Origin of the sequence: Pseudomonas sp. CROZ-RG-20F-R04-15, assembly GCF_022662375.1 — a bacterium.
In the GTDB taxonomy this organism is placed as follows: domain Bacteria; phylum Pseudomonadota; class Gammaproteobacteria; order Pseudomonadales; family Pseudomonadaceae; genus Aquipseudomonas.
On sequence record NZ_JAKNQL010000011.1, the window covers coordinates 97,176 to 120,248 of the forward strand.

Below are 23,073 nucleotides of genomic sequence, written 5' to 3' on the forward strand. Positions count from 1 at the left end.
GACAAGGAGTCGGCTGCGATGTTCGCGCCTATTACCCGTTCCATGACCCTCACCCTCGGCCTGTGCAGTGCTGCGTTCAGCGCCGATCTGCTGGCTGAAACCGAAGCCGAAAAGCCGCCGCAGCCCGACAACACAGCGCTGGAGCTGGCCGCGACCAACGTCAGCGCGCAAGGCCTGGGCACCACCACCGAAAACACCGAGTCTTACACCACCGGCGCGATGAGCACCGCGACGCGGCTGAATCTGTCGATCAAGGAAACCCCGCAATCGGTGTCGGTGATCACGCGTCAGCAGATGGATGATTTCAAACTCGGTACATTGTCCGAGGCCATGCGCCAGACCACGGGCATTGTCGTGCAGCATCTGGATTCCGATCGGGTCAGCTATTCGTCGCGCGGTTATGCGATCAACAACTTCCAGATCGACGGGATGCTCAACACCTTCGATCGCATGAAGTCCGACTCCGACACGATCATTTACGACCGTATCGAGGTGGTGCGCGGTGCTACGGGGTTGACCACGGGGGCGGGTGATCCGTCGGCGACCATCAACATGGTGCGCAAGCGCCCGACCGCAAAATGGCAGGCGCTGGCCGGGGTCAGCGGCGGCAGTTACGACAATTACTACAGTTATGTCGATGTCGGCGGGCCGTTGGCTTTCGACGGTCGTCTTCGCGGGCGCACGGTGCTGGCCTACCGCGATAACCAGTCGATCAAGGACAAATACGCGCTGCAACGGGAAGTCGGTTATGGCGTGCTCGAGGCAGATCTGAGCGATTCCACCGTGCTGGCGGTCGGTTACGATTATCAGAACAAGCATGTGCAGGGTTCATCCTGGGGCACCGTGCCCTACTGGAATGCCGATGGCAGCAAGGCCGGTCTGGGTCGCTCGACCAACATGGCGACGTCGTGGAGTTCCTGGCCGCTGCAGGACAAAACCGCGTTCGCCACGCTCGATCAGCAACTGGCCGGCGGCTGGCGCCTGAAAGCGGCGTATACCCACCGCGAGAGCAATACCGACGGCAAGGTCTATTACGCTGGCACTGGATATCCCGAGCCCGACCGCAGTGGCATGAGCGCCTACATCTCGCACATGATCGGCACGCAGAAAATGCAGGCGTATGACTTCAATGTCTCCGGCCCCTACTCGCTGCTGGGCCGCGAGCACGAAATGATGTTCGGCTACGGAGAGGCCGAGCGCCGCTCGAACTCTCCTTACACCATTGCCGGTGCGCGCCCCAAGGGCTACGGGTCCATTCGCGACTGGAAATACATGGGCGACATCGGCAAGTTCAGCGACACCGTTACCGACCTCACCGGTTCGAAAGACGATACCCGGCAGAAAGCCGGATACATCGCCACACGCCTGAGCCTGACGGATGAGCTGCACGCGGTGTTGGGCAGCCGTTACGGCAGTTGGGAAGCGTCCAAAACCGAAAACAGCTACAACGCCAACCGGCAGTTGACCAAGGTCGATTACACCAGCCAGAAACAGAACGACGTCTGGACGCCTTACGCCGGTCTGCTGTATGACCTGACCCCGGAATACACGGCGTACGTGAGTTACACCGACATCTTCAAACCCCAGGGCAACCGCGATAAAGATCGCAAATACATCGACCCTGTGATTGGCAAGAACTATGAAGTAGGCGTTAAGGGCAGTTTGCTCGAGGAGCGCCTTAACCTGTCCACGGCGCTGTTCTGGAGCAAGCAGGATAACGTCGCTGAAGTCGATAACTCGGTCCCGGCGGATCCGGTTACCCGCGAGCAGTTCTACAAATCCGGCGGCAAGGGCAACAAGGTCAACGGCTTTGAAGCCGAAGTGTCCGGGGAAGTCCTGCGTGGCTGGAACATGACCGCCGGATACACCTACACCCACTCGGTCGACGGTGAAAGCGAGCGAACCAACACCAATCAGCCGATGAACCTGTTGCGCGTCTCCACCGCGTATCGTCTGCCGGGCGAATGGCAGGCTCTGACCGTCGGCGGCGCGGTGAACTGGCAAAGCGATATGTATGGCACCGCGCCCCGACCGGTTGGCCTCGACACTGAAGAGACGCGCATCAACCAGAGCGGCTACACCGTGGTCAACCTGATGTCGCGGTATGAATTCGACAGGCACCTGTCAGCATCGCTGAACGTCAACAATCTGTTCGACAAGAAATATTACGACAACGTCGGCTTCTATGACGGCGTGTATTGGGGTGATCCGCGCACACTAACGGTGAGTCTCGACTGGAAGCTTTGACGTTTGCTTTCTGACGCGGTGCACCTTCGCCCGATGGGCGCCGCGTCTGTCCGATATCGCTCTGCAACATGCTGCAAAACCTACACTGAACGGGCGTTAACCCCGTGTTAATTCACACGGGAGAGACTCCTCTCGAGTTCTGATTCATGGATGAAACGGCTCCCACTTGTTCAGTAGGAGGCACCATGAAAATCACTACCGTAATCCTTGCCGGGCTGTTTGCCCTGGGTTCTGCCAGCGTCTTCGCCGAAGGCGGCGCTGAGCGCATGCGGTATTACTACGACAACTTCCCGGTCCACCACGCCCAGAGCGCGCAGCAGAGCGACGCCAACGCGAAAGAAATTCGCGTTCCCGCCGACCAGACTGCGCAAGTGACCGAGTCCTACCGCGACTGAGATTGACCGAGCAACCGATGGACCTTCCGTGGCTCCGCTCTGGCCTGGGAGAAGACAGTTTGGCGCCCTGATTGGGGGCGCCTTTTTTTTGGGGCATTGAGATGGATGTTCGGCTTTCTACTGTGGTGAATTCGCCCCTCATCGGAACGCCGCCCGCCCAGCCCTCTCCCGAAGGAGAGGGAGCTGTTTTGTGGTTTTTTCGGGATCGGCGGTTGCCTGTAGGCCGGATGGGTGTCCGGCGTTTGATTTGTGGTTTTTTTCAAACCTGAGTTCGGCTCGATGTTTCAGGTCGGCGTACCTTGCCCAAACACCTCGGTCAGTCCCCTCTCCCTCCGGGAGAGGGTTAGGGTGAGGGGCTTTCAGGCTTTCAGTCCTGCAGATTCTTGATCCAGAACAGCATGCGCCCGTGATTCGGGTCGAACATGCCCGGCGCGAAGCCAAATTTGCCGTAAGCATTCTGCGCGACGGCGTTACCTTCCAGCACTTCAAGGGTGATCTTGCAGCAGCCGCGCTGGCGGGCAATCTCTTCAACTTTCTGGAGCATTTTCTGGCTCAGGCCGAGACCACGAAACTTGCCCACCACCGCCACATCGTGGACGTTGACCAATGGTTTACAGGCAAACGTGGAAAAGCCTTCAAAGCAATTCACCAACCCCGCCGGCTCACCATCGGCGAAGGCCAGCACGCTGAACGCATGCGGTCGCCGGGCCAGCTCTTCGGGCAGTCGACGCAGCAGATCGGGGTCGAGCGAATGACCGCCGCCCATAGGATCTTCTGCATAATGATTGAGCACGATACCGATGGCCTCGGCGTGCGTTGGATTGCTGTAGCTGGCTTGAAGTACAAGAATCTCTGCGGAATCCATTTCCATCCCCGAACACACAAAAGCCCCGGCGCGCAAAGTGCGTGCTGAAAGGCTGTCTGACCTTAGCGCGAGTGTGGACCGGCCGACAATCTTTTGTCTCGTCAGTGCCCCCAGATCAGTTCTTCAGTCCAGCCCAGTTCGGCAAAGTCCTCGGCGCGCAGGCCGCTCTCACCGACACAGAAAAACTCATCCAGTTGCGGCGGTTTCACCGACGTGTCGCTGAGCATCGCATGCACCTGGCCACGATGATGAAGTTGATGTTCGAACAGGTGCGACAGCATGCGCAGACGGCTGTCGTGCTGCGGTGTGTCGCGGGCGATAGTGACGATTCGGGCCAGATCGGCATCGCGCAGTTGCTCGCAATAGGCGATCAGCCGCCGATCAACGTGCGCCTGCTCTTCGCGCAGTTCTGGACCGTCGGTAAATGGCTCGTCCGCATTGAAAAACACATAGCAGTCGGGATGCGGCTCGTCCCCGCGCAACTCGCGTTCCAGTGCATCGACGTAGAACCAGTCGCAGGTGAGGATGTGATTGAGGGTCAGACGAATGCTCGGAAAGAAACTTACCCGGGGCGCGCCCAGATCTGCCGCTTCGAGCTGGCTCCAGGCCTTGGCCAGACGATGATTGGCCCAGGCATTCTGGTAGGCCATGGTCAGCAAGTGATGGGAAAGCGGTTGGCTCATGTCGGTACCCTCTTCACTCAAGCTTCGGCAAAGCGCTGCAGCTGCATCTCCTGCAAGCGACTGAGGGTGCGGCGGAACGGGAATTCCAGATAACCCTCGGTGTACAGCGCAGCCATTGGCACTTGCGCCTCGATGTACAGCGGCACTTTGCGGTCGTAGCACTCGTCGACCAGCGCGATGAAACGCCGCACGCCGTCATCGTGAACCGACAATTGCGGCAACTCGCGATCACCGGCCACCACCCGCTCGGCGCCATCTTCGGTGCCGCGGGCGATGCGCCCTTCGCGCTTTTGGGCGCTGAGGTTCGGCACTTCGCTCAACAGAATAGCCTTGTAGCGATCGCACAGCGCGATGAAATCCATGGCGGCGAACGGTTGTTCGCAGAGATCCGCATAGCGACACCACACCACCGTTTCGCTGGCCTGCACCACGTTCAACTGGCGATGACCGACCGACACCGCTTCGGCGCTGGCTGACTGCCCGGCGTTCAACGCCTGAAAAACTTCGTCCAGCGCACTGACCCCGGATGTGGCAACAAAGTAGCGTTGCAGGCCCGCGCCGGGATGCAAACGATGATCCTCGGCGCCATTCACCGCGACCACCTGCATATGCGCCTTGATCGCGGCAATCGCCGGGACAAAACGGTCGCGGTTGAAGCCATCGGCGTACAAATCATCCGGCGGCAGATTGGAGGTGCAAACGATCACCACGCCTTCATCGAACATCACCTGAAACAGCCGACCGAGAATGATCGCGTCGCCGATGTCGTTGACGAACAGTTCATCGAAGCACAGCACCCGCACCTCGGATGCCAGCTCTTTGGCCAGCACACGCAACGGATCGGCAATCCCGGTCAATTGGAACGAACGCTGATGCACCCAGCCCATAAAGTGATGAAAGTGTTGGCGTCGCGCCGGCACCCGCAAGCTCTGATAGAACTGATCCATCAGCCAGGTCTTGCCGCGACCGACCGGGCCCCACAGATAAACGCCGGTGACCGAACGGGCACCGGCGTGCAGGGCTTCATGGCATTTTTGCAGCGCAAAGACCGCGTGTTCCTGGGCTTCATCCTGGATGAAGCCCTTGTGTTGAACGGCGTGTTGCCAGGCGCTGAGGGGGGAGTCGAAAGTCATGCGCGGCAGTATGCCACGATGCTTACAGGGAAATATCCAGCCGGGCGATTTTCCCCTGTTCGTTCAAGCGAAACGTGTATCGCAACTGGGCCGGGCTGCCGGGGAATGTCCCGGAAATCAGCCCGTGCACCAGCACTTTGCCGGTGCGCTGCTGGACGTCGAGCACTTCGACCCGTGGCTGATAGCGTTGCCCGGTATCCTGCATCCATTGCGTAATGGCGTTCGCGCCGACCTGATGCTGGCCTTCATCGAACACGTTGGCATCCTCGGCAAAAAAACTGGCGACCCGCGAGGTGTCGCGTGCGTTGGCCGCATCGATATACGCAGCGATGGCCGGGGCCAGCGTTGAGGCGGGATGAGACATGATTGCAGCTCCTTTTGTGTGGTTCTGCTCACATCGTAAAACAGCCCTGCGTCAGTTTTTGTCAGGAGTGAAACGCCCGCTTTCATCCAGTTGCATCTGCTCGCGCCAAGTGCGCAACCAGTCGCTGCGGCGCCCCGGATAAATGTCGCCCTGACGGCTGGCGGCGCTGATCCGATCGGTACGAAAAGTGCGGTAAGCGCTGCGCAATTCGCACCACGCGACAATGATCCGCACCTCATTGAGAAAACCCAGCGCCAAAGGCCAGATCAGGCGCTGACTGGGCACCTGTTGCGCGTCGGCGTAATCGATGTGCAGTTTGGCCTGATCGCGAATGGCGTGGCGGAACACGTTCAACGGCACGGCGTTTTGCGGGAAACCATAGCCCGGCGGGCCCGGCATCACCGTGGGATTGCGCAGCGCTTCCTGGGCCTGCGGATCGAGCACGGCGGCAATTTTCGCCAGCGCATCCGCCGCCGCTTTGCCGAGCACTTCATCACCGCGCTGATCAACGTAGCGCAGGCCGAGAACGATGGCTTCGGTCTCGTCGGCGTTGAGCATCAGCGGCGGCAGAAACAAGCCGCTGCGCAGCACATAACCAATCCCCGCCTCGCCATGGATCGGCGCGCCGAGGGCGGTCAGTTCAGCGATATCTCGATAGAGCGTGCGCTCCGACACTTCCAGCTCGGCGGCTAGGATCGCCGCCGTCACCGGACGTTTCTTGCCGCGCAGCACTTGCAGCAAAGTCAAAAGACGAGTGGTACGCGACACGATCGGCGGACTCTGGAGGGAAAAGATTCCGGAGCTTAGCAGAGGCTGGTGTCAGAAAATGGCAGGAGTGTGGCGACGATGATGCGCAGGTTTGACCGTTGAGCGACGAGCGTCTTGACACTGAATATTATCAACATCATATTGGCTTGATATTTCGATCGTAATTTTTATATCACGCGAATTTCCATCGAGGACGTTGCCATGCACTACAAGGTTTTTGGTCGCAAAACCGGCCTGCGTGTTTCTGAACTGGCGCTGGGCGCCGGCAATTTCGGCACCGGTTGGGGCCACGGCGCCGAACGTGACGAAGCCAAGCGGATCTTTGATGGTTTCCTCGATGCAGGCGGCAACTTCATTGATACCGCCAATGGTTATCAGGGCGGGCAGTCGGAATCGATGCTCAGTGAGTTCATTGCCCCGGAGCGTGATCGTCTGGTCATCGCCACCAAATACAGCATGGGCACGACCCCGGCCGAAGGCATTTCCCACACCGGCAACAGCCGTAAGAACATGGTTCGCGCAGTAGAGGAAAGTCTTAAACGTTTGAACACCGATCACATTGATCTGTTCTGGGCGCACGTGACCGATGGCGTGACGCCGATGGAAGAAATCCTGCGCGGTTTTGATGATCTGGTGCGGGCCGGCAAAATCCACTATGCCGGGTTGTCGAACTTCCCGGCGTGGCGCGTCTCCCGCGCTGACGTGTTGGCTGAACTGCGCGGCTTTGCACCGATCGCCGCAATTCAAGTCGAATACAGCCTCGCCGAACGCAGCGCCGAGCGTGAGTTGCTGCCAATGGCCGAGGCACTTGGACTGGCGGCAACCCTGTGGTCACCTCTGGCCGGCGGGTTCCTTACGGGCAAATATCGCGGCGGCGATGACAACAACCGGGCGAGCAAACTCGGCATGTTGGTGCACGCGGAAAAAAGTGCCCGCGAAACCGCCCTGCTCGATACGTTGCTGGCGGTGGCCGCAGAAATCGACGCCAGCCCGACCCATGTCGCTATTGCCTGGTTACGTGAGAAGGCCCGGCGCTCGACGACCGCGCTGATCCCGATCCTCGGCTCGCGTACCCGCGAACAACTGGATGCCACCCTCGGCGCACTTGAGGTGCAATTGAGCGAACAGCACATGGCGCGTCTGGATGACATCAGCGTCGTGGCGGCCGGTGTGCCGCACGAGACGATTGCCGGTTCAGTCGCGCGTTACACCGGACCACAAACCCTCGACCTGCCGATGATCCCGGTAGCCTGACGCGACTGTGAGGGCTTGCTTGCGAAAGCAGCGGGTCAGTCGACAAGAGGTTGGCTGATCTGACGCCTTCGCGAGCAGGCTCGCTCCCACAGGGTTGCGTCAAATATCAACCTTGTGGCGGGCGGCGTAGAGGCAGAGCATTTCCATGGCCAGTGTGGCAGCGGCAAGTGAGGTAACGTCGGCGTGATCGTATGCCGGGGCCACTTCGACAACATCCATGCCGACCAGATTGATCCCGCGTAAACCGCCGAGAATCTCCAGCGCTTGCACGGTGCTCAAACCGCCGCAAACAGGCGTGCCGGTTCCGGGTGCAAACGCCGGATCCAGGCAATCGATGTCGAACGTCAAATACACCGGGCTGTCGCCCACGCGCGCGCGGATCGCTTCGACAATCGCTTCGCAACCGCGCCGGTGCACCTGCCGGGCATCCAGTACCTGAAAGCCCATGTGATCGTCATTGGTGGTGCGCAAACCGATCTGTACCGAGCGCGCCGGATCAACCAGCCCTTCGCGCGCCGCGTGCCAGAACATGGTGCCGTGGTCGACCCGCTTGCCCTCCTCGTCCGGCCAGGTGTCGCTATGCGCATCGAAGTGGATCAGCGACAGCGTGCCGTGCTTGCGCGCGTGGGCCTTGAGCAGCGGATAGCTGATGAAGTGATCACCGCCAAACGTGAGCATGGCGCTGCCGGCGTTGAGAATGCGCTCGGCGTGAGCTTCGATACTTTCCGGGATGCTGTGGGGCGAGCCGTAATCGAAGTCGCAGTCGCCGTAATCGATGACCGCCAGATGATCGAACGGATCGAACGTCCACGGCCAATGACGTTCCCAAGCGATCCCGGTGGAAGCCGCACGAATCCCCCGTGGCCCGAAACGAGCGCCGGGGCGGTTGCTGGTAGCGGTGTCGAACGGCACGCCGCTGACCGCGACATCGACGCCGCGCAAGTCACGGCTGTAGCGCCGCCGCATGAAACTGGTGATGCCGGCGTAGGTACTTTCGGCGGCAGTGCCATAAAGGCTGTCACGGGTCATGGCCTGATCATTCTGCATGGGCACATCCATCGTGGTGCTCCTGTTGTTATTGATGGCTACGGAAAGTGGTCCACAGACGCGTGCGCTGACGCATGTCCTTGAGGCTCATGCTGCGGTCGGCATAGAGCCGCGCACGCACGTCACTCGGCGGATAAATGTCGGGATCGTTGCGCACCGCCTCATCCACCAGCGGCGTCGCGGCCTGGTTGGCGGTGGCAAAAAACAGCGTATTGGTCAGCTCGGCCACCGAGTCGGGGCGCAGCATGAATTCGATGAACGCCCGCGCGGCTTCGGGGTGCGGCGCGTCTTTGGGGATGGCCAGATTGTCCTGCCACACCAGCGTGCCTTCCTTGGGAATGCGGTACGCCACTTCGAACGCTTTGTTGGCTTTGCGCGCCTGATCAGCGGCCATGCTCGCGTCGCCGTTGTAGGTCAGTGCGAGACACACATTGCCGCTGGCCAGATCATTGATCTGCCGGCCGGTGGCGACGTAGAGCACCGACGGTTGAAGCTTCTGCAACAACGCTTCGGCGGCAGCCAGATCATTCTTGTCGGTGCTGTAGGGATCTTTACCCAAGTAATGCAAGGCCAGGCCGATGACCTCCTGCGGCGAATCGAGAATGGCGATGCCGCAATCCTTGAGCTTGCTGGCGTTCTCGGGCTTGAACAGCAGATCAAGGCTGTTCAGCGGTACTTCAGGCAGACGCTGCTTCACCGCCTCGACATTCATGCCCAGCCCCAATGTGCCCCAGGTGTATGGCACGCCGTAGCGATTGCCGGGGTCGACGGCGGCCATTTTCTCCAGCAAGTCGGGATCAAGATTGGCGTAACCCTTGAGGCCCTCGTGGGGGATTTCCTTCAATGCGCCGGCCGCGAGTCCACGGGCGAGAACGCTGGACGACGGCACCACCACGTCATAGCCGCTGCCGCCGGTGAGCAATTTGGTCTCCAGCACCTCGGAAGTATCAAAGGTGTCGTAACGCACATGGATACCGGTTTCCTGCTCGAACCGTTGCAGGGTTTGCGGCGGCACGTAGTCGGCCCAGCTGTAGAGATTGAGGGTCTTGTCCTCGGCCTGAGCCTGAAGAGCCACGGACAACAACAGCGCGGGGAAACACAGCTTGAACACGGGAGCCATGACGAACACCTGACCGGAGGAAGTGGTTGCAGGATGCGCCGTCGGATACATTAGAAAAATAGCCGAATAATTATCCTGACTTTACCCCGGAGTAATGTGATGTTGGGTCAACTGCACGACGTGGATTTGCAACTGTTGCGCCTGTTTGTGCGGGTGGTCGAGTGCGGTGGTTTCAGTGCCGCCCAAGGCGATCTGGGCCTGAGCCAGTCGAGCATCAGCCAGCAAATGGCCAAACTGGAAACCCGTCTCGGCTACCGTTTGTGCAGTCGCGGCAAGGGCGGTTTCAGTGTCACGCCCAAGGGCGAGCAATTGCTGATTGCTGCGCGCGCGTTGTTTGAATCGATCGAAACCTTCCGCCATCAATCCAACGGCGTCGCCGGCCGCTTGATCGGTGAGGTGCGTCTGGGGATTTCCGAGTCGGTCGATCAATCGGTGTTGCAACGGGTGGCGGCGGCGATCCGGCGTTTTCGCGAACGCGATGAGTCGGTGCGCATCGAGCTGATCAGTGCCATGCCCGGCGAAATGGAACGACTGCTGCTGCAACAACGCCTGGATCTGGCAATCGGCTATTTCTCGCAAGTGCAAAGTGCGTTCGACTACCACCAGTTGTTCAGCGAAACCCAGCATTTGTACTGTGCCGCCGGCCATCCATTGTTTACCGATGAAGCGCCAAGCGATGCCGCGTTGCAGGCCTGCGACCGGGTCGATCATCCCTATCGGTTTTTACGCAGCGACGAGCCGTTTCAGGGCAAGCTCTGCTCGGCGCGATCGGAACAGGTCGAAGGCACGCTGACGTTTATCCTGTCCGGCAAACATGTCGGCTATCTGCCCGATCACTATGCGCGGAGCTGGCAAGCGAAGGGTTTGCTGCGACCGCTGCGTGAAGGCGCGTTGAGTTTTGACGTGGCGTTTCATCTGGCCCGACATCGGGCGCAGGTGCCGGGGGATGCGCAAAAAGCCTTTGAAGAAGATCTGCTCAGCGCATTTGCATGAATCGATTTAGCGAGCAGCGCCCGCAAAACCTGACCTTTCAGGCAGTTATTGCTCGTTGCCCTCGCCGCCCTCTTCCGGCATCCTGCGCCTCCATTTTCTGACCCGGCCCCGCCTTGCGGCGCGCAAAACACCATGACCGCCTCTGAAAAAGCCCCGCGCAACAACGACCTGATCTACGGCCTCAACGACCGCCCGCACCTGACTGCTACCGTGTTTGCCGCGCTGCAACACGTGCTGGCCAGCTTCGTCGGCATCATCACCCCGACGTTAATCATGGGCGGCGCCCTCGGTCTGCAAAGTGAAATCCCCTACCTGATCAGCATGGCGCTGTTCGTTTCCGGCCTCGGCACCTTCGTCCAGGCCAAGCGCTTCGGCCCGGTCGGTTCGGGATTGTTGTGCCTGCAAGGCACCAGTTTTTCCTTTATCAGCGTGATTCTCAGCGCCGGTTTCATGGTCAAGGCGCGCGGTGGCGGCACCGATGAAATTCTCTCGACGATCTTCGGCGTGTGCTTTTTCGCCGCGTTCATCGAAGTGGTGCTGAGCCAGTTCATCGGCAAACTGCGCATGCTGATCACCCCGGTGGTCACCGGCACCATCATCACGCTGATGGGCCTGTCGCTGATCAAAGTGGCGATGACCGACATCGCCGGCGGCTTCGGCGCGCCTGATCTGGGCGCCGCCAGCCATGTGTTTCTGGCAGCGCTGGTGATCGGCACCATCGTCGTGCTGAACCGCGTCGACGTACCGTTCTTGCGCCTCGGCGCGATCGTCATCGGCCTGACGCTTGGCTATGTAGTGGCGTGGCTGATGGGCACGGTGGATTTCGCCTCGATGCCCGAGGTGCCGCTGGTCAGCGTGCCGGTGCCGTTCAAGTACGGTTTCAACTTCGACTGGGTGGCGTTCGTGCCGGTGGCGGTGATTTTCCTCGTGTCGCCGCTGGAAGCTGCAGGAGATCTGACCGCCAACTCGATGATCTCGCGGCAACCGGTCAAAGGTCCGCTGTACATCCGCCGGATCAAGTCCGGCCTGCTTGCCGACGGCCTCAACTCAGCCATGGCGGCGGTGTTCAACAGCATGCCGATGGTGACCTTCGCGCAGAACAACGGCGTGATCCAGCTCACCGGTGTGGCCAGCCGCTACGTTGCCTTCTTCATCGCCGGTTTGCTGGTGTTGCTGGGGCTGTTCCCGATGATTGGCGCGGTGCTGCAACTGATGCCGAAACCGGTGCTTGGCGGCGCTGAACTGGTGATGTTCGGCACCGTCGCGGTGGCCGGGATCAAGATCCTCGCCGAAGCCGGCCTGCATCGGCGCAACATGCTGATCGTGGCGATTTCGCTGGGCATGGGCCTGGGCATCGCCGCTGTGCCGGAAGTCTTGCGCGAACTGCCGCAGGCGCTGCGCAACATCTTCGAATCGCCGATCACCGTCGGCGCGTTGTGCGCTATCGTGCTGAACATCTTCCTGCCAGAAGAATTCATCGAGCTGGAAGAAGACGATTTCGACCCGGAAGCCTCTATTCTTCAGGTCATGGAAAACCCGGACATGCCGGCCAAAGGTGAACCTGCCCCAGCGGCGGCTGTCGCACAGTTGAACCGCTAACGTCTGGCCTTTGACACAAAGGGCTGAGCCGGCGACGGTTCAGCCCTTTTTTGTCGAGAGACCGTTTATGCGCCGTTTCCAAGCCGTCATGCTGTCACTGCTCCTGCTGTCCCTCAGCGCTTGTGCGCTATTCCCCAATCGCGACCCGGTGAACATCAACGTGGTCGGCCTCGAACCGCTGCCGAGCCAGGATCTGGAAGTGCGCTTCGCCATCAAGATTCGCGTGCAGAATCCCAATGAGACGGCCATCGACTACAACGGCATCGCCCTGGACCTTGAGGTCAACGGCCATTCACTGGCCTCGGGTGTCAGCGATCAGAGCGGTTCAATCCCACGCTTTTCCGAAACCATCGTCAGCGTACCGGTGAGCATCTCGGCATTCTCGGTGCTGCGCCAGACCCTCGGCCTGAGCCAGACACAAACCCTCGACAACCTGCCTTACGTGCTGCGCGGCAAACTCGCCGGCGGCCTGTTCGGCACCATGCGTTTTGTCGACAGCGGCAAGCTCAGCCTGCCCAAGACCAGTGCCGCGACGTGGTAAAAATGCGTTAGCCTGCCTCGTTCCTTAAAGATACTTATGGAGGCTGCAGGTTTATGGAAAACATGCCGACGCTTTACACCGAACGACTGATCCTGCGCCCGTTGCAACTGGCGGATGCCGAAGCCGTGCAGCGCGAATTTCCGCATTGGGACGTGGTGCGTTATCTGAATGCGGCCGTGCCATGGCCGTACCCGGAGGACGGTGCCCTCACCTACTTGCGCGACATTGCTTTGCCGGCCGTGGCGGCGGGCAAGGAATGGCATTGGACGATTCGCCTCAAGTCCGCGCCGGAACAGTTGATCGGCAACATCAGCCTGATGGATCAAGCGGACAACCACCGCGGCTTCTGGCTGGCGCCGGCGTGGCAAGGCCAGGGATTGATGACTGAAGCCAGCGTGGTGGTGACTGATTACTGGTTCAACGTTCTTCAACGCCCAGTGATGCGTGTGCCGAAAGCCGCGCCGAACATTGGCTCGCGCAAGCTCTCGGAGCGGGCCGGGATGCGTTTGATTCGCACCGATGAAGATGACTTTGTCAGCGGGCGTTTTCCTCGGGAGCTATGGGAAATCACCCGGGAAGAATGGCAGCAACGCCAAAAAAACCTAGCCTTGTGAGGCCCCCTGTGGGAGCGAGCCTGCTCGCGAATGCGTCGTCACACTCAATATTTTCGTTGACTGACACTCCGCTTTCGCGAGCAGGCTCGCTCCCACAGGTTCTCTATAAGACGGGGTTATGTGTTGAAGCGCACGCCCGGTTTGGCCCGCTCATCCACACTCAACTCAAACACATCCGGCCGCGCATAGTGGCCGACCACATCATAGTCATACCGCGCGCGCACCAGTTCATCGGTATCGATTTCCGCCGTGAGCAAGCCCGCCTCGCCGCGCAACGGCCCCGCCAGCACATCGCCCATCGGCCCGACAATCACGCTGCCTCCAGCAATCAGCGGACGCTCCGCCGGCCAATTGGCGATCTCCACGCCTAGCTCGCTCGGCGAGGCCTGCACTTGACACGCGCTGACCACAAAGCAGCGGCCTTCATGGGCGATGTGACGCATGCTGACCTGCCACATCTCACGCTCATCGACGGTCGGCGCGCACCAGACTTCGATGCCTTTGGCATACATCGCCGTGCGCAGCAGCGGCATCATGTTTTCCCAGCACACCACCGCGCCGAGCTTGCCGACCTGTGTGTCGAACACCGGCAAGGTCGAGCCATCACCCTTGCCCCAGATCAGCCGCTCGGTGCCGGTGGGCATCAGTTTGCGATGTTTACCGACGAGCCCTGCCTGCGGATCGAAATACAGCGCCGTGCAATACAACGTGCTGCCAGCGCGTTCGATTACGCCGATCACCAGATTGGCCCCGGTGCGCGCCGACAGCGCCGCCAGCGCTCCCGTCTCGGCGCCCGGCACATCGATCGCATTGGCGAAATAGCGGGCGTAGGCTTCGCGGCCCTCAGGCAAGCGATAACCCAACTGCGTGCCGAAACCCTCGCCCTTCGGATAACCGCCCAGCAACGCTTCCGGCATTACCACCAGCGCGGCGCCGGCCTCGATGATCGCGCCTTCCCAACTCAGAATCTGCTCCAGGGTCGCGCCTTTGCCTTCGGGCAAGGCGCCGATTTGCAGCGCAGCAACAATTGATTTGGCCATCGCAATAACTCCGTCAGGTTCAGTGGTTGCCGATTCTGCGGCGCCACGCGATCATGAATAAAGCCCCGTTCACTGCTGAATGATATGAGCCAAATGAATATCGCCACCGTCGACCTCAACCTGCTGAAAGTCTTCGAAGCTCTGCATGAAGAATCCAGTGCCAGCCGCGCAGCGTTGCGCCTGGGCGTCACGCAATCGGCGGTCAGTGCGGCGTTGCGCCGGTTGCGCGAGGTCTACGGCGATCAATTGTTCGTGCGCACCGGGCGCGGACTGGCACCGACGCTCAAAGCCAATCAACTGAAACCGGTGGTCAGCGAAGCATTGAACAAGTGCCGGCAAAGCCTGGCGATGGTCGACCCGACGGCCAATCAATACGAGGGTCGCTCGGTTACCGTGGGCCTGTCGGATGACTTCGAGATCGCCTACGGTCGCCGCCTGATCGAGGAAATTGCCCGCAGCGCACCGAATCTGCGGCTGATTTTTCGGCAGACCCACAGCCAGATTGTCGCCAGCGCCCTGATGGAGCGCAGCATCGATCTGGCGATCACCGCCGGCGGTTTTGCCGAACGCTTGCTCAGTCGTCAGGTGTTGGGCGAAGGCGGCTACGCGTGTCTGCTCGATCCTGCGAGCCTGGCGCCCGGCCAGCAGCAGATCGATCTTGAAGAGTTCGTCGCCCGCGAGCACATTCTGGTGTCGTCCGGCGGATTTATCGGGATTACCGATGAAGGCTTGGCGGCGCTAGGCCTGAGCCGACGAGTGTGCGCCTCGACCACGCACTTCGCCGCGCTACCGTATCTGCTCAAGGGCAGTCAGGCGCTGGCGACGATTCCGGCGCATGCCGCCGAGAGCATCGCGGCACTCAGCGGTCTGGCACTGCTGCCCTGCCCGCTGCAATTGCCGCGTTACCCGATCGAAATGGGCTGGCGCACCAGCGCGCAGATCGATCCGGTGGTGGTCAAGGTTCGCGAGGTGATTGCCGCGACCTTCACCTGAGGCATTACTTGTTGGCGGCCATCAGTCGATTGACTTCACTGCGCACCATGTTGGCGAACTCCGGCGGCGACATGCCGTCCAGTTCGGCGCGGACCCACTCGGCCCACTTGCCTTTGCGTTTGGCGCGCTCGCCGAACAAACGCGCGGCTTCGCCTTTGGCCTTGCCGAGGTTGTTCTGCCAGAGTTCGAACAGACGGGACTTCTCGTCCTCCAGCGCGGCGCGCTCTGCGAGTGATTTGTCGGCCAGATTGAAACTCATCGGGAATTATCCTGCTGCGTAAAATGGCGACATCTTACACGCTCGACGGAAATCTCCCGCGCAGGTTTTTCTTTCCGGCCTAAATTCAGTGCAACTTTTTGCTCAGCCCCACACTCCATTGATCACTGTCCATTCAACTGCAAGGAGTCACCCAATGGCCCGCAAAACCGCCGTGCAAGCCGCCGAAGATCAAATCAAGGATCAGGCCTTCAGCGAACTTCAGGCTCTGATTGAAGAGTCGGACAAACTGCTCAAGAGCAGCGCCTCACTGGTCGGCGAAGAAGCGGAAACGCTGCGTGGACAGATCGCCCTGAAACTGCAGCAGGCGCTGGACTCGGTATCGAGCGTGCGTGATCGCACCAAACCGGCGGTCGATGCCACTGAAAGTTATATCGGCGGTCATCCGTGGCAGACCGTGGCGATCTCTGCCGGATTCGGTCTGGTGGTCGGCTTGCTGCTCGGCCGTCGCTGATTCAAGCGCGCAAAAAAGGCGAACCCAATGGGTTCGCCTTTTTTATGCCTGCGAGTTTTTTGCTGTTCATATCCTGAATTCAGCTAGGTATCCCACGTCGGCGTACATCCCCCACTCACCGCGGTCAGTCCCCTCTCCCTACGGGCGGTCCGACGTTTCGGGAGGGCTAGGGTGAGGGGCCTTTGCTCTTTTCTCACTCCCCCGCCATTTCACGCAACTGCGCCAACGTCTGCCCATCCAGCACAATCCCCTCAGCCAGCGACTTACTGCGCTGCCAATGCCGACGATCCCCCGGCAAACGCTTGAGCCCGACGCCGTGCATCTGCCGCACCAGCTCGCCACTGCGCTCGGCAAAACTCTGCCCGGCGGCTTTGCTCGGATCAATAACAATCAACAACTGCCCGGTCCACGGCGTTTTCGCCCCGGGATGATTGGACCAATCGAACTCAAAGGAAAAATTGCCCCCCGTCAATGCAGCCGCCAGCAGTTCGACCATCATCGACAGCGCTGAGCCTTTATGGCCACCGAACGGCAACAACGCCCCGCCCTCAAGAATCGCTTTAGGATCCTGGGTTGGCTGGCCGAGGCTGTCCACGCCCATTCCGGCCGGCAGCCGTTCGCCTTTGCGCGCAGCAATCTGCACGTCGCCATGGGCAATCGCGCTGGTGGCCAGATCGAAGACAATCGGCGCAGCGCCCGCGCGTGGCGCGGCAAAGGCAATCGGGTTGGTGCCGAACAGCGGCCGGTCAGCGCCATGTGGCACCACGCAGGTCATGCTGTTGACCACGCTGAGCGCCACCAGACCTTCGTCAGCGAACGGCTCGACATCCGGCCACAGTGCGGCGAAGTGATGAGAGTTACGAATCGCCAGCACGGCGATCCCGGCCTGCCGCGCCTTTTCCACCAGCAGCGGCCGGGCGGCGGCCAATGCCGGTTGAGCGAAACCGTTGCCGGCATCGACACGAACAAAACCCGAGGCAACATCTTCGACTTGCGGCACGGCCTGCCCGTTGACCCATCCGCTGGCCAGGGTCGAGACATAGCCGGGAATGCGGAAGACGCCATGGCTGTGGGCACCATCGCGTTCGGCGCCGGCACAGTTGGCGGCCAAAACTTGCGCGACTTCGGCGGAAGTGCCGTGGCGCAGAAAAATCGTTTCAAGCAGTTGCGTCAGCGCTTCGAGAGACAACGAGGACGAGACAGCAGAAGACACATGATCGTGAGGCGCAGACATCTGAAGCTCCAGAATGATTATTGGAGGGAACAACAGCGTATGGACGACTTGCTCGCCGATTAACCATGGCCGGGCGGCCAGCTGTCAACCTTTCCATCGTTCGGCAATGTCAGTGGCTGCTGTCAGGCACATTTCGACTCGCTGTGTGCGGTAACTATTTACCGCCTGTGCGCTCGTTCGCGTACTTATTCTTGCGCTCCCCGGCCCTGGCGCCTCCGTTCCGAGTCCCGATAATGTCTACGCCCGTTGCCCCCCTACTGTTCCCGGAAATTCTCGATTCTCCCGGCCTGCACGCTGACCTGGCTCGCGCGCATGGCCTCAACAGCAAAGATTTCAGCTGGCTCGCGCATGTGCTGCTCGTGACTCAGACGTTGCGCAATGAACAAACCCCGCCCATGTTGGCCGAACGCATTCTGCTCAACGCCGACCGGCAATTGGCGGTGCCACTGGCCGGGAGTTTTATCCTCGGCGCCGGGCCGGATGATGGCGGTGTGTTTCTGTACACCCCCTATGACGGCCTGAAAAAATACAGCGATCAAGAGGCGCTACTCGAAGCGTTGCAGGCGCGCCTCGACGACGCTGACGAAGAAGATGATCTGTTGGCTTTCCTCAGCGTTTCGCTGCGCAAGGAACTGGTGGAAAAGCGCGGTATCAGCCTGACCCTCGAAACGATCGAAGGAGACGTGTTTGATGACCAACAAGCGGCGATCAACACGTCACAGGAATCGGCTACGCGCGACCTGCTGGATGAGCTCAAACGTCTGCCTTCGCTCACCACCCTGCTGGAAAAGATTCTCGACGAACTGCTCGAACCCCACTTCGCAGGTCTGCAACAGTCACGCACCCGCGTCAGTTTTTTCGCCGACACCGCGCCGGTCGCTGGGGATGTGCGGCAATGGGTCGATTCGCTGTCGCTGAGTGAAGCACTGTTGTTGCACTTTCGCCGCCAAGGCTGGCCGCGTGGGCAGAAAGCCGAATTCTCCAACCCGGCCCGGTCCAGCACAGAGGCTGACCAGACCGCATGGGCGGATGCGATCAAGACCGCCTCGGGGAAACTGACCATGCTGTTGTTTCGACAGCTTGAGGCTTACTGGAATGCTGCCGCTTTCGAGGGCTCCTCCAGACGCACATTCTTCAGCCGGACGTTGCTGGATCAGGTGCGTGCAGACTTACTGCTCAAGCGCGAAACCGGCATCCTCGACGCAAAGGAATTCGCCACCCTTCACAGCTTGATACGTGAGCCGGACAGCGCCGTGCGGCGTCCGACCTTCGAAACGGTTTGCCTGAGCGAAGGAACCGCCTATGTCGAGTTGGCGGGTTCGCTGATGATCAACCATGACAAGGCTTATCTCTACACCCCCACCCAAGGCGTGCAAGTACTCACCGACTACGCCGACCTCACACAAACGCTGATCGCCAAGCTCAATGCCGCCGGACATGAAGATGAGCTGTACGGGCTGATGAACCTGGAAGAGCGCAATCGCTATCTGGGATTCGCCAATGCTCAGGTGTCCGGCGCAAAAATAGCCGGCGACATCATGGCGACGCTGATGGAGGCGAACATCACCAAGCAACGCCAGAACGTTGAATTCGCCTTGCAGCTGTTTCGCCAAAGCGAGCGCCAGACTGACATTCATGCCTTTTTCGATAAGGCGCTGGATATCCGCTCGATGATTCATGAGCGCCTGCTCAAGCTGGACGTCGATGGCCGTTGGAGTACCCGTCCGTTGTTCTCCAGTGCGCCGCCCTCGTCACTGGTCCACGCTGACAAAGCCGCGCAACTGGCAGCCGTGCTGGAGCGGGCACGGGTCAGTCTCACTGACAACTTCAAGGATCAGCCGGCCACCAGCAGCGCGGAACAACGCGACTTTCTCGAAGGCATTCGATGGAAACTGGCGCAGGCGTTCGAGGATGGCGTGCGCGGTGAAGCGCACATGAGAAACCTCGGCGACTCCTGGCGAGCTGCCGAACGAAAAATAGTCGATACCGTGTTCGACGCCAAACACCCAACGCGCGTGGACCGCCAGTCACTCAACGGTTTCCGCCCGGATGCATGGAAGCTCACCCTCACGTGCGCCGGTCACAGTGACGTGGTTACGCTCGCTCATTGCCTGCTGCTGACCGAACGTGGAGGCATGGATGTAGCGCACTCGGGGCGCGCCATCCTGTGGACGCCAGCCATCGGCCTGGAATCGTTCGACGACATCGCCATCGCCCGAGAACAACTACAACGACGACTGAACGACAACAACCAGTGTCAGACACTGCTGGAAAACCTGCCGATCACCCAACAGCAACTGGATCAGCAGTACACGATGGGCACCTTTCAGTTGATTGAAGGCAATGTGTTGCACGACCGCATGCAATCGGCCATTGACCACTATCTGGCCCATTGCGAGGCGTTACGCGTTTGCATAAAGGATGAGGACATCCTCACCCGCTTTCTCGACAAGCTGAAAAACCAGGTCATCGACACCAATCTGGTTCGGGCCATCGAACTCGCCAAAACGCTCGCCAGTCATCTGGACTTCCCCGATTGGTTGCGCATGGCCCCAGTCGCGGAACAGCGCACCCAGCTTGCGCTGCTGGACGAACTGCGCCGCTGTTTTATCGATGGCAAGGATTTTCTCGACGGTGTGCCGGCATTGAGCAGTCATGTCGAGCAGACTCTGAAAACACTGCTCGACAGCAGATTTCCAAACAACGGCCTCAAGCCACAAGATATCCGCATCACGCCAAATCTGACGTTGGCTGGTCCTGCCAGCAACCTGCTCGAATTTGCTCTGCAGCACTACAATATTGTGCAGGACAGCGGTTTCAAGGTGGCCTCGAATACTGCCACGGCGTTGCCGGCACAACTCAATCAGTCCGCTGTCCGCCAACTGCTGCAATCCCTCGATATCACCACCACTTACACGCAGAAAGTGAGCGAAGCGCTGTCGGCCGACAGCGAATCTGCGCGCACCAGCAAAGAGCGGTTTTTACGTCAGTTGCCCTGGCAATTGATGCAGCATGCGCACGCGATGAAGTTGCAGCAACAGTTGTCAGAAACCGGCTACGACTACATTTGTCAGGTGCTGGACATGCCGGACGGAGTAGCGCGTGCCACCGTAGAGGGGGCTCACGCCATTGCCAGTCCACTGTCATTGATCAAGACCACGGGGGCTGACTCCGTCGATACCCTTGGGCTTTATGTCATCGGGCCAGGTGCGGGGCAGACAGGACCACAGGTGCTTTATGCCGCCTACTCCAAATACGTTTTTCGTGAATTCGAAAATGCAGCGCAGTTGATCGATGCACTGAATGCACCCGGACACTTTCAGGACTTGATCATCCGGCGCCTGCCCTCCGGCGAGCAGGCCGTGTTCAAGAATCTGCTGAAAACGACAATTGGCAAAACCAGTGAAATCAAGCTGCAAAGCACGCCCATCAGCGGCAATGTGCTGGAACATCTGCACAAGGACACGCTCAGCCTTTTTCCGCAGTTACTCGGTTGCCAACCACAGATAAACGCGCAAGCGGACTGGGAGGCGGCAAAGTTTCTATTCAGTCACGGTATCCGTCTGGTCCCGCACCTTCTGCCGGGGAAACTCGCTTCTCCGTTTTTTCTATGGAAAAGCTACGAAGATTTCAAAGCGTCCGCCGAGGACCTTCAGCAACATCATTGGGCAAATGGCTTGAAAAACTTCATCGCCGGGGCGATCTCGCTATTGAGTCTGGGTCGTCTTTCCTGGGAAGCAGAGGCAGAAACGCAAACGTCCGAATTTGCCGCCGAGGCGCAAACACCCGGCACGACGGCAGCCGAAACCGGCGCGAGCACGACAGCGAAAGCCGCTCCGCGCTGGTCGAAGGTCGACCCCGTCACGCCGTCTCGCGTTGATTTACAGCCTTTTGAAACCACCACAGCGCTGGAAAACCTAAAGCTTCAAAGCAATAAACTTGTCTATGGCAGTTCTTCGAGCACACAAAAATATGCAGCGATCGCCGGCAAGGTCTATCCCGTGATCGAGGATGAAAAAGTCTGGCACTTGCGCAATAAAGACGGCGGACAGGGACCAGCCCTGGAACAGAAAAACTCAAGGCTGGTACTGGCACGCCCCGGTCAGATCGTTCATCGCTGTCGATCGAAGCGCAACCGCCTGCAAGCTGACGTTGAACGCAGCCGTTCAGTACTGATGTATATCCAGGCCCAAGGGATGGCCCAAATCAATCGCCGCTATCCGGCCAGGGCTTTCGTGATCCGGCAGGCTGTGGCTCGGGCAAGAGAATATGCGCTGAACTGTCTGCATAACTTCGTCATACATCGCGACCACCTGGGTGGCAGTCGCCTGGAAACTGTACTCAAGGATTTTTTCGAGGTGTCCCAAGTCACGCCTGCACTGCTCGGAAAATTTGAAAAGGTGATCATCCCCATCTGCCGGGAGCTGACAGATCCAACGGATGACTTGCTCTACACAGAGCGATTTTTCGCCGGTTTGAACGTGCATTACGACAACGATACGGTGGCCTTTGTGTTCAAACAGGACCGGCGAAAGATAGTCCACCTGACCGAGTTGTTCTTTAATCCGCGCCTGGATCCCTACACTGCCTTCTTGCCCCCAAGGTTCAATGTCGACTCCCATGCTCGTGCTGTCACGCTGATCCACGAGCTGTCGCATCTGGTTTGCGACGCCGAAGATTTCGACTTCGTGGAGGCGATGAGTCCCTACCCCGACCTTATCGACATAACAACCGTTGACGGTGAAACGCTCAAAACGGGTCTGGAGCGTGAGCGTAAATCCTTGTCCCGCTCTGCTGCGCCGACACGCCTGTTTGCGGACAAGAGCAAGAATGGCGTGTGGGTCGACATGGACCACGTGCCGGAGCGGGCCAATGACTACAGAAAACTTCTCAAACTGACCAAAAGCAAAAACCTTGCAGATGCACGCAAAGCCTTTCGCAATCCAGTGTCTGCGGACGTACGCATAGAGGTGAAGTTGGCCAACGCCGACTCGATCGCGCTGCTCATCAGCGAAATGGGCAGGCGGCTGGATCCCCTTCCGGCACCGATACCTCTGCCGGCGCCAATCACTAGCCAGACAGGTGCCCTGCCAGCGTTGCCGTAACCACCGCAACAGACAAACGCCGGCATGCAGCCGGCGTTTGATTACAAGGTGCAGCCGCCTCGGTCAATCCTTCTGATCCCGCAACACGTTGCCCGAAGCGCCGTCGATGCGGAACTCGTAGACAACACCGTCAGCCTTGCGCCCTTCGCCTTTCCAGTAGCCATCGTTGTCGGCTTCGATCTCGTAGACCTCGACATAACCGGCCTTGGTCTTGACGATCTCGATGGCTTTTTCGATGGTGATCCAGCCAGCGCCCGGCCGGTCAGCCAGCGCTGCGCCTGCGCTCAGCAAGCCGGCAGTGGCAATTAGCGCTGCGATTGTCTTTTTGATCATTTTTTCACTCCATT

The 23,073-nt window shown here is 59.7% G+C and carries 21 protein-coding genes; 10 read left to right on the forward strand and 11 right to left on the reverse strand.

The features are described 5' to 3' along the window. Positions 1-18: 18 nt before the first annotated feature. Positions 19-2,247, forward strand: coding sequence for a TonB-dependent siderophore receptor (locus tag L8H52_RS17760; RefSeq protein ID WP_242208057.1), 2,229 nt, complete (start codon positions 19-21; stop codon positions 2,245-2,247). Positions 2,248-2,432: 185 nt separating this feature from the next. Beyond that, positions 2,433-2,642, forward strand: a complete 210-nt coding sequence (locus tag L8H52_RS17765) for a hypothetical protein (RefSeq protein WP_123375311.1) — start codon at positions 2,433-2,435, stop codon at positions 2,640-2,642. Positions 2,643-3,009: 367 nt separating this feature from the next. On the opposite strand, the gene L8H52_RS17770 is transcribed toward L8H52_RS17765, so the two are convergent. The 5 genes from L8H52_RS17770 to L8H52_RS17790 form a co-directional block, all read right to left on the reverse strand. Next, the gene (locus tag L8H52_RS17770) at positions 3,010-3,507 is read right to left on the reverse strand and encodes a GNAT family N-acetyltransferase (protein WP_242208056.1); all 498 of its coding nucleotides are present in this window, start codon (positions 3,505-3,507) and stop codon (positions 3,010-3,012) included. A gap of 101 nt (positions 3,508-3,608) precedes the next feature. Next, positions 3,609-4,190, reverse strand: a complete 582-nt coding sequence (locus L8H52_RS17775; RefSeq protein WP_242208055.1) for a DinB family protein — start codon at positions 4,188-4,190, stop codon at positions 3,609-3,611. A gap of 17 nt (positions 4,191-4,207) precedes the next feature. Beyond that, positions 4,208-5,323, reverse strand: coding sequence for a cell division protein ZapE (gene zapE, locus L8H52_RS17780; protein ID WP_242208054.1), 1,116 nt, complete (start codon positions 5,321-5,323; stop codon positions 4,208-4,210). 22 nt (positions 5,324-5,345) lie between these two features. Further along, on the reverse strand, positions 5,346-5,687 hold the full coding sequence (locus L8H52_RS17785; RefSeq protein WP_242208053.1) for a nuclear transport factor 2 family protein: 342 nt from the start codon (positions 5,685-5,687) through the stop codon (positions 5,346-5,348). Positions 5,688-5,738: 51 nt separating this feature from the next. Beyond that, positions 5,739-6,455 carry a YafY family protein gene (locus tag L8H52_RS17790; protein WP_242208052.1) on the reverse strand — a complete coding sequence of 239 codons (717 nt, stop codon included), beginning with the start codon at positions 6,453-6,455 and terminating at the stop codon, positions 5,739-5,741. Positions 6,456-6,656: 201 nt separating this feature from the next. On the opposite strand from L8H52_RS17790, the gene L8H52_RS17795 reads away from it, so the two are divergent. After that, a complete protein-coding gene (locus tag L8H52_RS17795) occupies positions 6,657-7,709 on the forward strand; it encodes an aldo/keto reductase (protein ID WP_242208051.1) in 1,053 nt (350 codons plus the stop codon). A 99-nt stretch (positions 7,710-7,808) separates the two neighbouring features. Here the strand turns inward: L8H52_RS17795 and speB are convergent, their stop codons facing one another. Next, positions 7,809-8,768, reverse strand: coding sequence for an agmatinase (gene speB / locus L8H52_RS17800; protein WP_242208050.1), 960 nt, complete (start codon positions 8,766-8,768; stop codon positions 7,809-7,811). Positions 8,769-8,784: 16 nt separating this feature from the next. Then, entirely contained in the window at positions 8,785-9,876 is a 1,092-nt protein-coding gene (locus L8H52_RS17805; protein WP_242208049.1) for a polyamine ABC transporter substrate-binding protein, read from the reverse strand. A gap of 99 nt (positions 9,877-9,975) precedes the next feature. Between L8H52_RS17805 and L8H52_RS17810 the strand changes: the two genes are divergently transcribed. The 4 genes from L8H52_RS17810 (at position 9,976) to L8H52_RS17825 (ending at position 13,623) form a co-directional block, all read left to right on the forward strand. Then, positions 9,976-10,869: a LysR family transcriptional regulator gene (locus L8H52_RS17810; protein ID WP_242208048.1), complete on the forward strand. Its 894-nt coding sequence runs from the start codon at positions 9,976-9,978 to the stop codon at positions 10,867-10,869. Positions 10,870-11,001: 132 nt separating this feature from the next. After that, positions 11,002-12,468, forward strand: coding sequence for a nucleobase:cation symporter-2 family protein (locus L8H52_RS17815; protein WP_034156004.1), 1,467 nt, complete (start codon positions 11,002-11,004; stop codon positions 12,466-12,468). A 67-nt stretch (positions 12,469-12,535) separates the two neighbouring features. Continuing rightward, a complete protein-coding gene (locus L8H52_RS17820; RefSeq protein ID WP_242208047.1) occupies positions 12,536-13,009 on the forward strand; it encodes an LEA type 2 family protein in 474 nt (157 codons plus the stop codon). 53 nt (positions 13,010-13,062) lie between these two features. Beyond that, positions 13,063-13,623, forward strand: coding sequence for a GNAT family N-acetyltransferase (locus L8H52_RS17825; RefSeq protein WP_242208046.1), 561 nt, complete (start codon positions 13,063-13,065; stop codon positions 13,621-13,623). A 116-nt stretch (positions 13,624-13,739) separates the two neighbouring features. On the opposite strand, the gene L8H52_RS17830 is transcribed toward L8H52_RS17825, so the two are convergent. Continuing rightward, positions 13,740-14,663, reverse strand: a complete 924-nt coding sequence (locus L8H52_RS17830) for a carbon-nitrogen hydrolase family protein (protein WP_242208045.1) — start codon at positions 14,661-14,663, stop codon at positions 13,740-13,742. 84 nt (positions 14,664-14,747) lie between these two features. On the opposite strand from L8H52_RS17830, the gene L8H52_RS17835 reads away from it, so the two are divergent. Then, a complete protein-coding gene (locus L8H52_RS17835; RefSeq protein ID WP_242208044.1) occupies positions 14,748-15,656 on the forward strand; it encodes a LysR family transcriptional regulator in 909 nt (302 codons plus the stop codon). A 4-nt stretch (positions 15,657-15,660) separates the two neighbouring features. Here the strand turns inward: L8H52_RS17835 and L8H52_RS17840 are convergent, their stop codons facing one another. Then, positions 15,661-15,915, reverse strand: coding sequence for a hypothetical protein (locus L8H52_RS17840; protein ID WP_038363082.1), 255 nt, complete (start codon positions 15,913-15,915; stop codon positions 15,661-15,663). A 154-nt stretch (positions 15,916-16,069) separates the two neighbouring features. Here L8H52_RS17840 and L8H52_RS17845 point away from each other — a divergent pair, with 154 nt between their 5' ends. Next, a complete protein-coding gene (locus L8H52_RS17845) occupies positions 16,070-16,387 on the forward strand; it encodes a DUF883 family protein (RefSeq protein ID WP_085731107.1) in 318 nt (105 codons plus the stop codon). A gap of 193 nt (positions 16,388-16,580) precedes the next feature. On the opposite strand, the gene L8H52_RS17850 is transcribed toward L8H52_RS17845, so the two are convergent. Continuing rightward, positions 16,581-17,621 carry an Ldh family oxidoreductase gene (locus tag L8H52_RS17850; protein WP_242208043.1) on the reverse strand — a complete coding sequence of 347 codons (1,041 nt, stop codon included), beginning with the start codon at positions 17,619-17,621 and terminating at the stop codon, positions 16,581-16,583. A gap of 20 nt (positions 17,622-17,641) precedes the next feature. Here L8H52_RS17850 and L8H52_RS17855 point away from each other — a divergent pair, with 20 nt between their 5' ends. Further along, the gene (locus L8H52_RS17855) at positions 17,642-22,726 is read left to right on the forward strand and encodes a DUF6543 domain-containing protein (RefSeq protein WP_242270257.1); all 5,085 of its coding nucleotides are present in this window, start codon (positions 17,642-17,644) and stop codon (positions 22,724-22,726) included. Between the two features lie 63 nt (positions 22,727-22,789). Here L8H52_RS17855 and L8H52_RS17860 read toward each other — a convergent pair whose 3' ends face one another. Continuing rightward, positions 22,790-23,059, reverse strand: coding sequence for a PepSY domain-containing protein (locus L8H52_RS17860; RefSeq protein WP_242208041.1), 270 nt, complete (start codon positions 23,057-23,059; stop codon positions 22,790-22,792). Positions 23,060-23,073 lie beyond the last annotated feature (14 nt).

Coding starts and splice junctions, on each gene's coding strand:
- L8H52_RS17760 (WP_242208057.1), top strand. CDS start 19: ATGTTCGCGCCTATTACCCGTTCCATGACCCTCACCCTCGGCCTGTGC.
- L8H52_RS17765 (WP_123375311.1), top strand. CDS start 2,433: ATGAAAATCACTACCGTAATCCTTGCCGGGCTGTTTGCCCTGGGTTCT.
- L8H52_RS17770 (WP_242208056.1), bottom strand. CDS start 3,507: ATGGATTCCGCAGAGATTCTTGTACTTCAAGCCAGCTACAGCAATCCA.
- L8H52_RS17775 (WP_242208055.1), bottom strand. CDS start 4,190: ATGAGCCAACCGCTTTCCCATCACTTGCTGACCATGGCCTACCAGAAT.
- zapE (WP_242208054.1), bottom strand. CDS start 5,323: ATGACTTTCGACTCCCCCCTCAGCGCCTGGCAACACGCCGTTCAACAC.
- L8H52_RS17785 (WP_242208053.1), bottom strand. CDS start 5,687: ATGTCTCATCCCGCCTCAACGCTGGCCCCGGCCATCGCTGCGTATATC.
- L8H52_RS17795 (WP_242208051.1), top strand. CDS start 6,657: ATGCACTACAAGGTTTTTGGTCGCAAAACCGGCCTGCGTGTTTCTGAA.
- speB (WP_242208050.1), bottom strand. CDS start 8,768: ATGGATGTGCCCATGCAGAATGATCAGGCCATGACCCGTGACAGCCTT.
- L8H52_RS17805 (WP_242208049.1), bottom strand. CDS start 9,876: ATGGCTCCCGTGTTCAAGCTGTGTTTCCCCGCGCTGTTGTTGTCCGTG.
- L8H52_RS17810 (WP_242208048.1), top strand. CDS start 9,976: ATGTTGGGTCAACTGCACGACGTGGATTTGCAACTGTTGCGCCTGTTT.
- L8H52_RS17815 (WP_034156004.1), top strand. CDS start 11,002: ATGACCGCCTCTGAAAAAGCCCCGCGCAACAACGACCTGATCTACGGC.
- L8H52_RS17820 (WP_242208047.1), top strand. CDS start 12,536: ATGCGCCGTTTCCAAGCCGTCATGCTGTCACTGCTCCTGCTGTCCCTC.
- L8H52_RS17825 (WP_242208046.1), top strand. CDS start 13,063: ATGGAAAACATGCCGACGCTTTACACCGAACGACTGATCCTGCGCCCG.
- L8H52_RS17830 (WP_242208045.1), bottom strand. CDS start 14,663: ATGGCCAAATCAATTGTTGCTGCGCTGCAAATCGGCGCCTTGCCCGAA.
- L8H52_RS17835 (WP_242208044.1), top strand. CDS start 14,748: ATGAGCCAAATGAATATCGCCACCGTCGACCTCAACCTGCTGAAAGTC.
- L8H52_RS17840 (WP_038363082.1), bottom strand. CDS start 15,915: ATGAGTTTCAATCTGGCCGACAAATCACTCGCAGAGCGCGCCGCGCTG.
- L8H52_RS17845 (WP_085731107.1), top strand. CDS start 16,070: ATGGCCCGCAAAACCGCCGTGCAAGCCGCCGAAGATCAAATCAAGGAT.
- L8H52_RS17850 (WP_242208043.1), bottom strand. CDS start 17,621: ATGTCTGCGCCTCACGATCATGTGTCTTCTGCTGTCTCGTCCTCGTTG.
- L8H52_RS17860 (WP_242208041.1), bottom strand. CDS start 23,059: ATGATCAAAAAGACAATCGCAGCGCTAATTGCCACTGCCGGCTTGCTG.